The organism is Paraburkholderia sp. JPY465 (assembly GCF_050436725.1).
Taxonomy (GTDB): domain Bacteria; phylum Pseudomonadota; class Gammaproteobacteria; order Burkholderiales; family Burkholderiaceae; genus Paraburkholderia; species Paraburkholderia youngii.
In genome coordinates this window covers 746,455-761,234 of sequence record NZ_JBNDMT010000002.1, presented here as the reverse complement: position 1 = coordinate 761,234, position 14,780 = coordinate 746,455, and the positions used below count along the sequence as shown (strand labels likewise).

General features: G+C 62.4%; 15 protein-coding genes. 7 read left to right on the top strand and 8 right to left on the bottom strand.

Going from position 1 to position 14,780, the window contains the following annotated elements:
* Positions 1–87: 87 nt before the first annotated feature.
* Entirely contained in the window at positions 88–1,161 is a 1,074-nt protein-coding gene (locus QFZ94_RS05540; RefSeq protein ID WP_429455839.1) for a DUF6765 family protein, read from the top strand.
* Between the two features lie 21 nt (positions 1,162–1,182).
* On the opposite strand, the gene QFZ94_RS05535 is transcribed toward QFZ94_RS05540, so the two are convergent.
* Complete coding sequence (locus tag QFZ94_RS05535) at positions 1,183–1,434, bottom strand: hypothetical protein (RefSeq protein ID WP_368582282.1); 252 nt, start codon at positions 1,432–1,434, stop codon at positions 1,183–1,185.
* Positions 1,435–1,840: 406 nt separating this feature from the next.
* Here QFZ94_RS05535 and QFZ94_RS05530 point away from each other — a divergent pair, with 406 nt between their 5' ends.
* The 4 genes from QFZ94_RS05530 (at position 1,841) to cls (ending at position 5,199) form a co-directional block, all read left to right on the top strand.
* Positions 1,841–2,179 carry a hypothetical protein gene (locus tag QFZ94_RS05530; RefSeq protein ID WP_368582283.1) on the top strand — a complete coding sequence of 113 codons (339 nt, stop codon included), beginning with the start codon at positions 1,841–1,843 and terminating at the stop codon, positions 2,177–2,179.
* Between the two features lie 210 nt (positions 2,180–2,389).
* Positions 2,390–3,244 carry an H-NS family nucleoid-associated regulatory protein gene (locus QFZ94_RS05525; protein WP_429455838.1) on the top strand — a complete coding sequence of 285 codons (855 nt, stop codon included), beginning with the start codon at positions 2,390–2,392 and terminating at the stop codon, positions 3,242–3,244.
* A 22-nt stretch (positions 3,245–3,266) separates the two neighbouring features.
* Positions 3,267–3,773 (top strand): hypothetical protein, encoded by a 507-nt coding sequence (locus QFZ94_RS05520; RefSeq protein ID WP_429455837.1) that lies wholly within the window; start codon positions 3,267–3,269, stop codon positions 3,771–3,773.
* 151 nt (positions 3,774–3,924) lie between these two features.
* Positions 3,925–5,199 carry a cardiolipin synthase gene (gene cls, locus QFZ94_RS05515; RefSeq protein ID WP_368582286.1) on the top strand — a complete coding sequence of 425 codons (1,275 nt, stop codon included), beginning with the start codon at positions 3,925–3,927 and terminating at the stop codon, positions 5,197–5,199.
* Between the two features lie 34 nt (positions 5,200–5,233).
* Here cls and QFZ94_RS05510 read toward each other — a convergent pair whose 3' ends face one another.
* The 7 genes from QFZ94_RS05510 to QFZ94_RS05480 all read right to left on the bottom strand — a co-directional run bounded on the left by QFZ94_RS05510 (position 5,234) and on the right by QFZ94_RS05480 (position 12,841).
* Positions 5,234–6,187: a hypothetical protein gene (locus tag QFZ94_RS05510; RefSeq protein WP_429455836.1), complete on the bottom strand. Its 954-nt coding sequence runs from the start codon at positions 6,185–6,187 to the stop codon at positions 5,234–5,236.
* Positions 6,181–6,975 carry a MetQ/NlpA family lipoprotein gene (locus QFZ94_RS05505; protein WP_429455835.1) on the bottom strand — a complete coding sequence of 265 codons (795 nt, stop codon included), beginning with the start codon at positions 6,973–6,975 and terminating at the stop codon, positions 6,181–6,183. The genes QFZ94_RS05510 and QFZ94_RS05505 overlap by 7 nt, the downstream gene beginning before the upstream one ends.
* Positions 6,972–8,060, bottom strand: coding sequence for a formylglycine-generating enzyme family protein (locus QFZ94_RS05500; RefSeq protein ID WP_429455834.1), 1,089 nt, complete (start codon positions 8,058–8,060; stop codon positions 6,972–6,974). The genes QFZ94_RS05505 and QFZ94_RS05500 overlap by 4 nt, the downstream gene beginning before the upstream one ends.
* Before the next feature lie 7 nt (positions 8,061–8,067).
* Positions 8,068–9,984, bottom strand: coding sequence for an arylsulfatase (locus QFZ94_RS05495; protein ID WP_429457712.1), 1,917 nt, complete (start codon positions 9,982–9,984; stop codon positions 8,068–8,070).
* Positions 9,985–10,182: 198 nt separating this feature from the next.
* A complete protein-coding gene (locus tag QFZ94_RS05490; RefSeq protein WP_429455833.1) occupies positions 10,183–10,725 on the bottom strand; it encodes a hypothetical protein in 543 nt (180 codons plus the stop codon).
* Between the two features lie 50 nt (positions 10,726–10,775).
* The gene (locus QFZ94_RS05485; RefSeq protein WP_368582292.1) at positions 10,776–11,429 is read right to left on the bottom strand and encodes a response regulator; all 654 of its coding nucleotides are present in this window, start codon (positions 11,427–11,429) and stop codon (positions 10,776–10,778) included.
* Entirely contained in the window at positions 11,426–12,841 is a 1,416-nt protein-coding gene (locus tag QFZ94_RS05480) for a cache domain-containing protein (protein WP_429455832.1), read from the bottom strand. Before QFZ94_RS05480 ends, QFZ94_RS05485 begins: the two co-directional genes overlap by 4 nt.
* Before the next feature lie 205 nt (positions 12,842–13,046).
* Here QFZ94_RS05480 and QFZ94_RS05475 point away from each other — a divergent pair, with 205 nt between their 5' ends.
* Complete coding sequence (locus QFZ94_RS05475) at positions 13,047–13,244, top strand: DUF3311 domain-containing protein (RefSeq protein ID WP_018434172.1); 198 nt, start codon at positions 13,047–13,049, stop codon at positions 13,242–13,244.
* On the top strand, positions 13,241–14,722 hold the full coding sequence (gene mctP, locus QFZ94_RS05470) for a monocarboxylate uptake permease MctP (RefSeq protein ID WP_368582294.1): 1,482 nt from the start codon (positions 13,241–13,243) through the stop codon (positions 14,720–14,722). The genes QFZ94_RS05475 and mctP overlap by 4 nt, the downstream gene beginning before the upstream one ends.
* Positions 14,723–14,780: the final 58 nt, after the last annotated feature.

Sequence of the window (14,780 nt, the reverse complement as noted above, 5' to 3'; positions counted from 1 at the left end):
ATCTACTCACGCGCAGCTCCCTGTATTCGTCTCGCCCTATCGCCGGCCACAGACCGGCCGTGATTATGCGCGCCAGGAGCGCCTGCCATGAATATCGACTTCCATTACGGCGTGGTCTACATCGCCGCGCGCGTCGGCGGCATGACGGCCGGCGATGCGCAAACCGTCGCGCATGCCTGCCAATACGTCGACGACGCAACGACGAGCGGAATACTGCGGTTCAGGGGCGGCGAGACATTCGAGCGATTCGCGACCGCGCACAAGTTATTCGATTACGCCAATACCGAGAACGACCAGAATCGGCTCGTATGGGCGCCGTTCCATTTTCTGCCGGCCGGGGTGGGTGACAGTCTCGAGGAAAAGGCGGTTTGCCGGCCCGACAGTGAAGTCGCGCGCGAAGTCGTGCGGCGCGCTATCAGGCAGCGCGAATCGGAGACCGCGTTGCACCGGCTCGGCGTGACGCTTCATACGTATGTCGATACCTGGGCGCACCAGGGATTCGCGGGCATCGAAAGTCCGTGGAATCGCGTACATCTTCTCGAAGCGCAGGATTGCACGCGCAAAGGTTGGCTCGCGAGCCTCGAACTGGCGGTCGCGCATCTGATCGAGCGCGTCGAGACGGACGTTCTGACGATCGCGTTACCGGTCGGCCACGGCGCCGCGTTGCATTATCCCGACCAGCCGTGGGCACGCTGGCATTACATCGACGGCTGCAATCACTTCATCTCACGACATAATTTGCCGGATTTCGTGCAAGCGGCGGATATGAGTTGTCGTGTCGTGCGAGCTTATCTGGCCGGACGCGAAGACTTCGAAAACCAGCCCGGCATGCCGGACGACGTCAAAGACGCACTGACCCGACTGCTCGATACGAACCGCGAACCCGACGACAACCTGCGTTTGAGAACCGTTTGCGAATGGGTGAGTGCCGGCCGTATTCCGGGTTTGAAAGAACCCGTGCCCGGCTATATCGCCAAAGGACAGGGTTCGTGGAAGTACCAGGCCACCGGTTTGTTGTGTGATGACGACACCGGGGACAGACCGGAGTGGACGACCGCGTTCGAAAAGAGCGACTACCGCCTCTTTCACGACGCGGTCAAACAGCATCGTTTCGTGACCACCCAGGAGATCTTGCCCGCGCGCGGATTGCGCATTGCCTGAGTGAATGGAGAGGGGCGTCAGTTACTGCATTCTGGCTGGCTGATGTGGCGCGGCCTGAGCCGCCGCCTGCTGTTCTTCGGCGTGTTTTTTGGCCACATGCCGTCCGACGATACAGCCGCCGACCGCGCCAACCACCGCATGATGTCCCGCATAGTGCCCGGCGACGCCGCCCACTACCGCTCCTTTCAGGCAACCGGCCGCGTTCGCGGTGCCTGCCATTGCGAACGAAACTGCCAGTGCTCCGAGGGTGGTCCGAATAAGGTCAGCTTTCATTGTAAGTACCATCGTGTTTGAGTGTATCGAAGTTAGGGTGGCCCAACGTCTTTTTCAATAGCTGCCGCGAGCATGGCGGCTGACAAAGGACTCTCTATTGGCTCTGCATCCGAGGCTGGGCACGGTTATGAAGTGTAAATGGACCTGGACAGAGCAGGAGCAACAGGTGCTGCAAGATCGGTAACGGTAAGTTACCGGAGCAGCGGTTTTGCACGTATCGTCAGTGGCGTTTCGCACACGCTTGAATCGGTTCGCTATAGCAGTTCACCAAAAAAAGACCGTTTTCAAATAAAAAGTGGGCTACTCTCCTTTGAATATCCAAATGCCGGGCTATAGTAGAAGCGACTAAAGCCAGAAAGCATGACGGCGCGCTATTTGCCGTCGATGCGGATGACGGGGAACACAAATGACGCCATCGAATGCAGCGATCTATCAGACCAGGACTTGCACACCGGAGTCGTTGCGTACGCTCGCGAGCTTTCTCGAATTGGCGCTCGACGAGGGAAAAAGCGTGGTCGTCATGCGGATCGGCAAGCAGGCGCGCAATGTTTATGTCGGAAATCCATCCGGTGCATTGGAGGATTTAACGGATTCCGGTGTCGTCGATGCTTTCCAGGCAGATGAAATGCTGCTACTGACCCGCCTGGGCCTGAACCGGATAACGGCGGACGGTCAACACTACCGCTTTATACGGAGCGTGAGGTACATTGCCGATCGCCAGGTCGTCGTTTTTACACCTATCTGAGTGATGGAACCGAAATGAAAAAAGAGGAATCACGAAGGAAGGAAAGGGAAGAAAGCTTCGATGACCCGGTAGAAAAACTGAAAGCTTTTGTTATTTGAACGCTGCATCGGCGCTCGTATCGATGTATTGAAGCTCAGGATAGGTCAATAGACTGCCTTTCTTCGGTCATTCATGGCATAGTTCGACGATTACCACATAAGGAGCAATCAAATGCCTTCGTTAGAGCAAATCCAAGCAAAGCTTAAGAAGCTCCAGGCGCAAGCTGACGTTCTCATTGCCAGAAAAGCACAGGCCGCGGTCGATCAGATTCGCGAGTTGATGCTCAAGCACGGTCTAACGACTGCCGATATCGAAGCACAGGCAAAGGCACGACGCTCCGCGCGAGGTCTGAATGGCAATACGGGTACGGGCCGGGGAAGACCTGCAGGCGTGAGCAAAGCCGCCAAGTCGGCAACGCCGGCGAAGTACCGCGACCATAAAACCGGCGCGACCTGGACCGGTCACGGCCGCGCGCCTGGCTGGATCGCCGGCGCGAAAGACCGCACGGTGTTCCTGATCGACGCTGCGAGCGCAAGCAAAGCCGCGGCTACTCCCGCCGCGAAGCGCGGCAAAGGTCAGCCGAAAGGCGCCCAGCCGCCGAAGTACCTGGATCCGAAAACCGGCGCGACCTGGAGCGGACGCGGTCCGGCGCCGGCATGGCTTGCCTCCGTTAAGGATCGCAGCAAATTCCTGATCGATGGGGCGAGCGCGGCTGCCGCTCCGAAAACAGCGAAAACGGCGGCAAAGAGCGGCCAGGCGAAAGCGACCGCAAGCGCGGTAGGCAAGAAGGCCACGGCGAAAAAAGCAGTGGCGAAAGAAGCAACGCGCAAGACGGCCGTGAAAAAGACCGCAGCCAAAAAGGCAACGCCGGCAAGCCGGAAAGCCGCGGTGAAGAAAACCGCTGGCCGTAAAAGCGCTGTGAAGATGGCAAGAAAAGCACCGGCCCGCAAGGCTGCCGCAAAGAGCGCCGCCGCGCCCGTCGCGCCGGCGGCTCCGCAAACGCCCGAGACGCAAGCAGGCGCGTAATAGCCGCGGAGCCGTGAAGTAGATGGTTAGCACGTTCGATGCATCCCGGCAGGAAGATCAGGTCTTCCTGCTGGACTCCGTTCCTCATCCGGCAGCCGATGCCGCCGAACCATTCATCGTCGCCAGCGATCGCCGTGTGATCCTCACTTATCCGATCGCGGAGTCGGACTTTGAACGGTTCGGGCCATTCGATCCCGACGACGATCCTTTTTGCGCGGTGTTGTTCGCCGACACCGTGTTTCATCGTCTCGGGCCGCCGGGCGATGACGATCTAGCCATTCATCCGCTCGCGGCGCAAGGTCTAGCTGGCTACGCGGCGCATGAAATCGTCAATTCGTCGTTGTGCGCGGAAATTGCCGCCGTGGCGACGGAGCCAATCACCATTGCTGCCGAGGCACCGGCGCGGCGGCATTTCGTCATTACGTTTCAGGCATCGACGTTCGAATGCGTGGCTTCGGACTATACGGTCATCGGCGTATTCGGCGCGGGCGAAATAGCCAGTCGTGAGGCATTTGCTTTGGTCAGATAAAGCGTTGGAGGCGGAAAGCAAGGCGCGGTCCCGCTGCGGGCACGCGCCGTGCATGACGCGAGGATCGTGAAAGCCGGGCAGGAGTCCGGCACTTTCCCGTCGGACGAGGGATGCGCATGCCGTGTCCCGCCGCCTGCCATCGAGGCCACGCATGCTGACCATTGCTATTACCGCGTTCGTCACGCTGGTGATCGTTCTCGTGATCGCCAATCTGTCGAGCGGCGAAAAGAAAATAGAACACAAGATCGAGCGGCTCTATAAGAGCGACGATCCGCAATTCCTGCGCTCGATGGGCCTATTGCTCGGTCCGCCCGTGGTGCCGGGTAATCGCTTCGAGATGCTGCTCAATGGCGACCAGATCTTTCCGTCGATGCTCGAAGGCATTCGGTCGGCGCGCGAAACCATCACATTTGAAACGTTCATTTACTGGTCCGGCGAGATCGGCGAGCAGATTGCGCGTGCGCTTGCCGATAAGGCGCGTGCAGGCATCGCCGTGCATGTACTGCTCGACTGGGTCGGTTCTTCGAAGATGGATCGGCGCTATCTGCAACTGCTGCGCGAGGCTGGCGCCGAAGTGGTCAAGTTTCACAAGCCGCATTGGACCGGACTCGGTCGCATGAACGATCGTACGCACCGGAAACTATTGGTGATCGACGGCCGGATCGGTTTTACGGGCGGGGTCGGCATTGCACCGGAGTGGACTGGCCATGCACAGGACGAAAAGCATTGGCGCGATACGCATTTCCGCTTGACCGGTCCGGCGGTCGCCCATATGCAGGCCGTGTTCATGGATAACTGGATCAAGGCGACCGGCAACGTCTTGCACGGTGCGAGGTATTTCCCGCACATCGACGCCGAGCCGAAAGGAGCGGGCGAGGGTTTTGCGCATATGTTCAGCAGTTCGCCGTCGGGCGGCAGCGACGACATGCAGCTGATGTATCTGATGGCCATCACTGCCGCCACGCGCAGTTTGCAGCTTGCGAGCGCGTACTTCGTGCCCGACAAGCTCACCATCAACGCGATCGTCGAAGCCGCGAAACGCGGCGTCAAAGTACAGATCGTCACGCCGGGTAAACGCATCGATACGCACACGGTGCGCGAAGCGTCGCGGGCGTGCTGGGGCGATCTGTTGAAAGCGGGCGTCGAGATCTACGAGTACCAGCCGACCATGTTCCATTGCAAGCTGCTGGTGGTCGACGAGTACCTGGTGTCGGTCGGCTCGACGAACTTCGATAACCGCTCGTTCAAGCTGAACGATGAAGCAAACCTGAATATCTACGACCGCGCTTTCGCCAGACAGCAGACCGCCGCGTTCAACGACGACATCGCAAAGTCGAAGCGCATCACATTCGAAGCCTGGACACAGCGTTCGTTTACGGAGAAGGTCGTCGAAAAGTTCGTACGGCTGCTGGACACACAGCTTTGAATAGCGGAATAGAAAGTGTCGACGCGCCGACGGATCAGTGAACGGCGCCGCTCAGATACGCTTCGACGTCGGGGCGCAAAGCCTGCGTGCCATTGTATTGCTCCGTGGCGGCCGCATCGACGAGGCGCGCTTTCGCGTGTCGATACGCGTTGGCAAAGCCGCGCAACTGCTGCGTGACCGGACGATCGTCGAGCCGGCGTCGTGTGAGCGCTTGCGCGATGCGGCCTTCGATCAACGTCAACTGGCTGTCGATATAGTCGATGCACAGCTCGCGGCAGCGCGACGATGCCGCCGCGACGCTCAGCAGTGCCGGCACGAGCGAGAGCGTCAGAAAACCGCCCGCGGGGATGCGTGCGAGCGCGGCGGGTGAATCGAACAGGTCGGCCCGCAATGCGTCGAATACGGCTTGCGTCCAGATTGCGCGCTCCTGTGCGAGCGCGCGGCGCCGCCGCGCGAGCGCATCTTCAGCTTGCGGATCGGCAATGCGGCCCGCGTCGACCAGCAACGCCGCATCGTCGCGTTTGCCTTCCTGGATGCATGCGCTGCCGACATAGATCGCGCTGGCGCCGCGTTCGGCCAGCACCAGATGTTGCAGGCTGTCCGGCACGAGCGGGTCGAGCGGTACCACTTCGCAGGTCAGCGGCTTGCCTTGCAGATGAATCGCGCAGCGTCCGTCGTCCGCCAGAGCAGGGCAGCGCGCGAGCGACGGATAGTCGAAGCCCTGCGCGACGATGCTGAAGGTGTCCCCCGCGCGATACAGCAGCGTATCGGCGAGCGCTTCGAACGCCGCGCAGTCGGCTTCGTCGAGCACGGCTTCATGCCGGCCGACACGCAGCCGTTCGCCGGGCCGCCTGCGCGCCACGCGTCCAATCGCAATACAGCCGATAAACCGGTCGGGATGGCGAAACAACTCCGCAAGCGTCATCGACGGTGGACTGTTGCAGCATCGACCGCACGCGGAACAGGAAAACGAAAACGTGTTCACCACGGCCGCCGCACCGAGTCCTGATAACGCGTGAGGATGAAATGCGCGACCTCGTTCGAATGATAGGCGGCGACCAGTTGCGCGACCCATGGGTTCTGGCGATCGCTGTCGCGCACGGTCAGCACGTTTGCATACGGCGAGCGCGCGTCTTCGAGACTGAGGCCGTCGCGAGCGGGGAAAAGACCGGAGCGCGCCGCTGTGTCGCTGTCGATCACGGCGAACGCGACGCTGTTCAACGAGTCGTACAGGCGCGCGCGCGGCACCTGGCGAATCTTCAGGTGGAGGCGGTTGCTCGTGATGTCGGCGAGCGTCGCGTGCAGGCCCGCGCTGTCGCGGAACGTCAGCAGCGTTTCGTTTTGCAGAAGGATCAGCGCGCGTGCGGTGCCGGCGGGATCGTCGGGAATCGCGATCGTCGCGCCGCGCTGCAATTGCACGAGGTTCGTCAGCTTGCGCGAGTAGAGCGCGACCGGAAACGTGACGGTCGTGGCCACGCTCGTCAGCGCGTAGCCATGCAGTTTGCGCTGCGCGTCGAGCGCGGGTTCGTCTTCGAAGCTCGCGACGTCGATCTGTTTCGCGACGAGCGCCGCGTCGATCCGCGACGGCTGATCGAACACCACGACGTCGAGCGCCAGACCCTTGGTCGCGGCGACGCGGCGCACTTCGTTCATGATCTCCGCTTGTGCGCCCGAACTTACGCCGACTTTGATAGTCTGCGCGGCGGCGTGCGCGGGTTCGGGCAGCGAGGCAGTCCACACCGCGAGCGCAAGCGCGGCAATCGCATATCGCTTCATGACTGATCCCTCGACACCGTGCGAAAGCCGATATGCGACGCCGGCAAATCGGCTTCCTGCTGCTCGCGCGACGCCGCGCGATACCTGACGCAATAGTCGCGCGAGCACAGGAACGAGCCGCCCTTGATGACCATCGGCGTATCGTGCCGGCGACTGAGTGGCGCCACGGCCGCGGTATCGCCGTTCGTATGCGACTGGTGCGGACCGCTGTACACGTCCTTGGTCCATTCCCACGCATTGCCGATCATGTCGTAAAGCCTGAAGTCGTTCGCCGCATAGCAGCCGACCGGTGACAGGCCGGCATGACCATCCTCGCTGGTATTGAGCACCGGAAACACGCCTTGCCAGTAGTTCGCGCTCGGCTTGCCGTGCGCGTCGCGCGGCGCGGTGTCGAGATCCGCGCCTTCGTGGCCGGCTTTGCCCGCGTATTCCCATTCGGCTTCGTTCGGCAGATCGCGGCCGAGCCAGTGTGCGTACGCGAGCGCATCGGCCTGCGTGACCATCGTCACCGGTTGATTCATGCGGCCGTCGAGATTGCTGCCGGGGCCGCTCGGATGATTCCACGCGGCCCCTTTGACCCAACTCCACCAGGCGAGATCGCGCGCGTTCATTTCCTCGCGCGTCGGCGTGTGAAAAACGACCGCACCGCCCTGGCGCTCCGCATCGCTGACGTACCCGGTCGCGCGCACGAACGCGTCGAACTGCGCATTCGTGACGTCGGTCTGGTCGATCCAGAAACCGGCCACGTGCGTCTTGCCGTCGCCGGCCGGGCGCTCGTCTTCGTAACCGAGCTTGCTGCCGAGAACGAACTCGCCACCATGCAGATGCACCATGCCGGCTTGCGGGTCGTCGCGCCAGCGCGCAGGCAGGCCCGAGTAACGCTCGCATTGCTGCTCGGAACCGAGCGCGGCGAGCGGACGCGAGCGGTTCAGGCTGTCGAATGCGCTCGGCGAGCCGCCGAATACCGCCGCACTCGCCGCACCGATGGAAGGCGCGGCAAGCGCGGCGGCGAATGCGGCCGCCGCGATCGCGGCGTATGCGCCATACAGCGCCACGCCGCCTTTGAGCTTGAATGAAAACGCCATCGTCTGCTCAGTAGTAGCCGCGCGGACGCAACGGCTCGACGCCGCCGACCCTCGTCATGTAGTCGTTCCACTGCTGCACGAGACCATCGATGATCGACGGATTCTGCGCCGACACGTCCTGCGTTTCGCCACGATCGGCGCTCATGTCGTACAGCTGCCAGTGACCGTCGACGGGGCCGAGCGGCGGTTCGGTCCACAGGGCTTTCCAGCGGCCGTCGGCGCTGCGCAGATAACCGCGGCCGTAGGCCTCGTCGCCGAACGACGCGCTATGCACGGGCGCGGCGCTCTGATCTTCGAGCTGCGGCAGCAGCGATTTTCCGGTGATCGGATACACATAGCGGTTGTTGTAGACCACCTTGCCCTTGTTCTGATCGACGCCAGTCAGCGTATTGATCAGCGCGGGAGCGGGCGTGGTCGGCGGCGCGATCTGCGCGACTGCAAGGAACGTCGCGGTGTTGTCCGTCACGTGCGTGAAATCCCGCAGCGTCGGCTTTTGCGAAGTCTGGCCCGGCAGATGCACGATCAACGGTGTCGACACGCCGCCTTCGCCCGAATAACCCTTGGTCAAGCGGAACGGCGTCGCGCTGACTTCGGCCCAACGCAAGCCGTATTGCAGACGTTGCGCGTTCTGCTTGCCGTTGTCGGTGCCGAGTTGCGAGTAGGTCGGATCGGCCCCGTTCGCGGTGTCGGTGGCGGTCGGGTCCGCGCCGGAATCGATCGGCCAGCCCTCGGCGCCGTTATCCGACTGGAACACGATGAACGTGTTGTCGTATTCGCCGATGTCCTTCAGATGCTGGATCAAGACGCCGATGTTGTGATCGAGGTTCTCGACCATGCCAGCGTAGATTTCCATATAGCGTGCCTGCGCTTTCTTCTCGGCCGGCGACAGGCTGTCCCACTTCTTGTTCACATAGCCGGGGCCGTAATCGGTGTAGCCCTGCACGGCGCTGTTCACGGCGCTCACGTATTTCGCGTTCGTGGTGCCGTTGTTTGCGGTGGCCGGGCTCGCGGCCAGCGTCTCCGTGGCGCCGCCATACGGCACGAAGTCCTGCGGAATGATGCCGAGCGCTTTCTGCCGGGCGATACGCGCATCGCGGATCGCGTCATAGCCAGCATCGTATTTGCCGACGTAGTTGTGCAGATAAGGATCGGGCACCTGCAGCGGCCAGTGCGGCGACGTATAGGCCGCGTACGCGAAGAACGGCTTGCCGTCGCCCTTGTTCGAATCGATATAGGAGATCAGGCGCTGCGTGTAGAAGTCGGTCGAGTAGAACACGGCTGGGGTGCCGCCCGCGCCGCCCGGTTGTCCGGGCTGGCCCGGCTGCACGTACTTGCCGTCTTCGGTGTAGTTCTTCGAGCCGGCCGGTTCGTGCGCGAAGTGATTGGACGCGGCGCCGCCGAGCAGCGCGTAGCTGTGCTCGAAGCCCCATTGGTCCGGCGTCTGCCCGCTGCCCGTCGCGCTGCCGACGATGCCCGAGCCGATGTGCCACTTGCCGGCCATGTACGTGTGATAGCCGCCGTCCTTCAGCAACTGCGCAACCGATAGCGCGCGATCGTTCAGATAGCCTTCGTATCCCGGCAGTCCTTTGCGCTCGTCGGTCGGCGCGCCCATCGTGCCTTCGCCGACCAGATGGTGATCGGTGCCCGAGATCAGCATCGAACGCGTGATCGCGCAGACGGTGCCCGTGTGGTGATTCGTCAGGATGCGGCCGCTTTGCACCAGCGCATCGAGATTGGGTGTGTTGATTTCGCCGCCGAACGCGTGAATGTCGGAGTAGCCGAGGTCATCGGCCATGATGTACAGGATGTTCGGCCGCTTCTGCGCGACGACCGGCGTGGCATTCGACGCGGCGGACGCGGCCGGCAGGTTGTCTTCGCCGCACGAGGCGAGCGTGACGAGGCTCGCGACGGCGGCGCCGATCATGCCGAGACGCAATGAAGGGCGATAGCGGGTACGGCGAAATCGAGGTGTTGTCATTGTTATTGCGGACCGTAGGGGAGGGCCGCCGATGTTAGCAATGACGCTATAAAGGCCAAACGAACGATTTCTGCGTTGCTATCGACGTCTGCCGATATAGCAGACAGTTGATGCCAAAGGGCGAAAACATCGCCAGTTGCCGCGCTAATTGCCAGGATTGAGCACGGGCTTATCCGGGTCCGCCTGCGTGCGATACGGCAACCGCGTGGCGTGAGGATCGGTGATCGTGTTGTCGATCACGCGCTCGACATCCGCCGTTTTGGCGAGTTCGGTCAGGAAGGTCTTCTTGTCGAAACCCGGCGCGACGCAACCTTCGACGTAGATGAAGCGGCGTTGCAGCGTGAGCCATAGCGTCGTTTGCTCGCGCCAGTGCGTCGCGGCGTTCAGATTCGCTAGACGCCGTTGCACGCTGTCGGCGATTTCCGCATCGTACAGATACGCGTTCGGCAAACGGCAACGGCCTTCGATCCAGCAGCTATTGCCGCGTTCGATTCTGTAATGGCTATCGTCGAGCCATTCCTTTTCGGTTTCGAATGGGCCGAGCGGCGTCGGGCAATCAGCGACAGCTTTGGAGATCTGCAGAAATGGATCGTGGCCGCGATTGACCCGCGCCGGTTCGCCATAAACGCGAGCCGCGGCCACGCATAGCATCAGGCTGGCGAGACTCAGTTCGAACACGCGTTTCATGCTGTGGTCGCTCCGGGTGTGGACCGCCCATTATCGCGCGCCCGCGAACCTCAACGCTTGTTGCGCCGATTCTCGACCGCGAACTTGATCAACTCGGCCTGTCCTTCGATATCGAGCTTGCGCTTCAGATTCAGCCGATGCGTCTCCACGGTTCGCACCGACAGATCGTTGCGCTGCGCGATCTGCTTGCTCGACAGTCCCTCGGCAAGCGCATCGAGAATGTCGCGCTCGCGCGGCGTCAAACGTTCGACCGGCGATTGCTTTGCCGACGCCTGGATCAGTCGGGCACTGATCTCTGCGCTGAAGAAGGTCTTGCCGTCGAGTACCGCGCCAATTGCCTGAATGATCTCAAGCGCCGGCGAATCCTTCAGCACGTAGCCGCTCGCGCCCGCGCGCACTGCCTGAGTTACGTATTCGAGGTTGTCGTGCATCGACAGCATCAGTACGCGAATCGCCGGAAAGCGCTCGTGAAAAAGGCCTGCCAGCGCAATGCCGTTCATACCGCTTTTCATGCCGACATCCATCAGCGCCAGATGCGGCGCCTGGCGTTCGGCCAGCGCGAGCGCTGCTTGCGCGTCGCCCGCTTCTCCGACCACTTCGAAGTGGCGCACTGCTTCGAGACGTGCGCGCAGACCGTCGCGCACGAGCGGATGATCGTCGACGAGCAGTAGACGCGCGATGGAAGGAGAGGTCGTGTCGTTCATGATGAGAGTTCCTGCAGGGGCGGCACCGTGGCGTGCGTCGTTGGCAGCGGCACGCGCGCGGTAACGACGGTGTGTCCCGGCTGCGAGTTCAGCGACAGCATGCCGCCGAGCGCTTCGAGCCGTTCGCGCATGTTGCGCAGACCGATGCCCTCAAGTCCGCCGACGAATGCGTCGGCCACGTCGAAACCGCGGCCGTTGTCGGAGATCGTCAGCGTGACCGCGTCGCGCGACACTTCGAGCGCAAGCGCCGCGCTCGACGCCTGCGCGTGCCGCACGATGTTCGTCAGCGCTTCCTGAGCGATACGAAACAGCACGGTGTTGACCGTATCGGGCAGCGTGGCCGCATGCGTGTGCGCGATCTGCGTGAAGCCGATCGCGATGCCGGACTCGTCGCCGAGTTCGCGCGTCAGTTGTTCGAGCGCGGCGGCGACGCCGAGATCGTCGAGCATCGACGGACGCAGCGCATGAGAAATGCGCCGGACTTCGCGCAGCGTATCGCCGAGCCGCGTGAGTCCGGTGGACAATGCGGCCTCGGCGGCGGGCACGCGCGCGTCGCCGCGTTCGAGCCGTGCGAGCGCCGATTCGAGCAGCAGCTTCACGGATACCATCATCTGGCTGATGCCGTCGTGCAGTTCGCGCGACAGCCGTGCACGCTCGTTTTCCTGCGACTCGACGACCTGCTGCGCGAGCCGCTTCAGCTTCGCGTCGGCGCTGCGATATTCGGTCACATTCAGCACGAGTGCGCACAGCGCAATCACCGCGAGGCCTGCCACCGCGATCGCGTCGATCCACTTCATCGTGCGAGCGATATTCGCCGCGGCCTCGGCGTCGATATGCGCGAGCGCGGTGTCGACGTCGTCGAGATAGATGCCGGTGCCGAGCATCCAGCCCCAGCGTTCGAGCGGCACCACGTAGCCGAGTTTCGACTCCTCCTTGCCGGTCGACGGCCGATGCCACAGATAGCGCACGTAGCCGCCGCCGCGCGCGGCCGCGGCGAGTAGCTGCTGGATCGTCGGCGCGCCGTGGCTATCGCGCAACGACCACAGATCCCGGCCCACCAGATCCGGCTCGCGCGGATGCATCAGCGTGCGGCCGTGCAGGTCGTACACGAAGAAATAGCCGTCCTCGCCGAAATTCATCTTCTCGAGCATCGCGAGCGCGCGCGTGCGCAGCAGCGCGTCGTCGCGCGCGTTCTCGCCGCCGGCTTCGTAGAGCGGCGCGATCGCGGTGGTCGCGAGCTCGACGTAGTGCTTGAGCTCAACCTCCTTGCTGGCCATGTAGGCGGCCTGGGTAGTCGCGTGCTGCCGCTCCGCGAGCGCCGTCGCTTCGCGGCGCACGCCGGTCTCGATGCTGGCGATCGCCGCCAGAAAGGGCACGATCGCCAGCAGCACAATCTTTGCTTTGAGTTTCATCGTTGAAAAAAGCCAGTCAACGGGCTACGTATTATTACGTAGACGGCTTACGTAGTTGCGCGCTTGTAAGGAAACGCGCGAAGGCGAATACTACATGCCCGTCGCGTACCGCGCTGCGCCAGGCTTGGCGGGCGAGTGTGCGGCGTTCCCGATTTCCCCGCACGAGCCATCGCGCGTGCTGTCGATAATACTCAAGGAGACGTTCGTGGAGACCTCCCCGCCGGCCGGCCGTTCATGGCTCTGGCTCATTTTGCTGATCCCCTATATCGCGCTGCTGTGGCTGCCGTTCTACAACGACACGCATCCGTCGCTCGCGGGCTTTCCTTTCTTCTACTGGTATCAGTTTCTGTGGGTGCCGTTGACCTCGCTGCTGATTTACATCGTGTATCGAGGTCTCAAATGAGCGATCTGAATCCTGTGAACCCGGTTGCGATGACGGTCTTCATCGCGTTCTTCGTGCTCGTCACGGTGATCGGCTTTTTCGCGGCGCGCTGGAAGCGTGGCGATCTGACGCAGTTGCACGAGTGGGGCCTCGGCGGCCGGCAGTTCGGCACGATCATTTCCTGGTTCCTCGTCGGCGGCGATTTCTATACCGCTTATACGGTGATCGCAGTGCCCGCGCTCGTCTATTCGGTGGGCGCGTATGGCTTCTTCGCGCTGCCGTACACGATCATCGTTTATCCGTTCGTGTTCGCGGTGATGCCGAAGCTGTGGAGGGTTGCGCACGCGAAGAACCACATCACCGCGGCCGACTACGTGCACGGTGAATACGGCGGCAAGTGGTTCCCGGCAGCCATCGCGCTGACCGGCATCGTCGCGACGATGCCGTATATCGCGCTGCAACTGGTCGGCATGCAGGTCGTGATCAAGGGTCTCGGCGTCACCGGCGAATTGCCGTTGATCGTCGCGTTCGTGATCCTCGCGCTCTATACGTATGCGAGCGGCCTGCGCGCGCCGGCGATGATCGCCTTCGTCAAGGACATCATGATCTATATCGTCGTGATCGCGGCGGTATGGCTGATTCCGGTGAAGCTCGGCGGCTATGGGCACGTGTTCGAACTGGCCGATGCGCACTTCCAGGCGAAGGGCGGCGCGACCGGCATCCTGCTGAAGCCGAACCAGTACACCGCATTCGCATCGCTCGCGCTCGGCTCGGCGCTCGCCGCGTTCATGTATCCGCATACGATGACGGCGGTGCTGTCGTCGTCGTCGGCAAAGACGGTTCGCAAGAACGCGATCTTCCTGCCGGCCTACACGGTGCTGCTCGGCCTGATCGCGCTGCTCGGCTATATGGCGATCGCCGCGGGCGTGAATGTGAAGTCGGCAAGCGATGTGGTGCCGACGCTGTTCGGTACGCTGTTCCCGTCGTGGTTCGTCGGTTTCGCGGCCGCCGCGATTGCGATCAGCGCGCTGGTGCCGGCCGCGATCATGTCGATCGGCGCAGCGAATCTGTTCACGCGTAATCTGTGGCGTCCGCTGGTGTCGCCGAATCTGTCGCCTCAAGCGGAAGCGGCCAATGCGAAGATCGTCTCGCTGGTCGTCAAGTTCGGCGCGCTGCTGTTCATCGTGTTCCTGCCGACGCAGTACGCGATCGATCTGCAACTGCTCGGCGGTGTGTGGATTCTGCAAATTTTCCCGGCCATCGTGTTCTCGCTGTACACGCGCCGTCTGAACACGCCGGGTCTGTTCCTCGGCTGGCTCGTCGGTATCGTGCTCGGCACGGGCCTCGCGATTTCGCAAGGGCTCAAGCCGGTGTATGGCCTGCATTTCGGCCACGAGAACTACCCGCTGTATATCGGCCTGATCGCGCTGGTCGCGAACATCGTCGTGAGTTTCCTGGTGTCGGCACTGTCGCCGCGCCGGGCTGCCGTGACGGCCTGATCGACGTTTGTCCGGCTCGATGAAAAACGCCGCGGGGCTGTTGGCCCGCGGCGTTTTT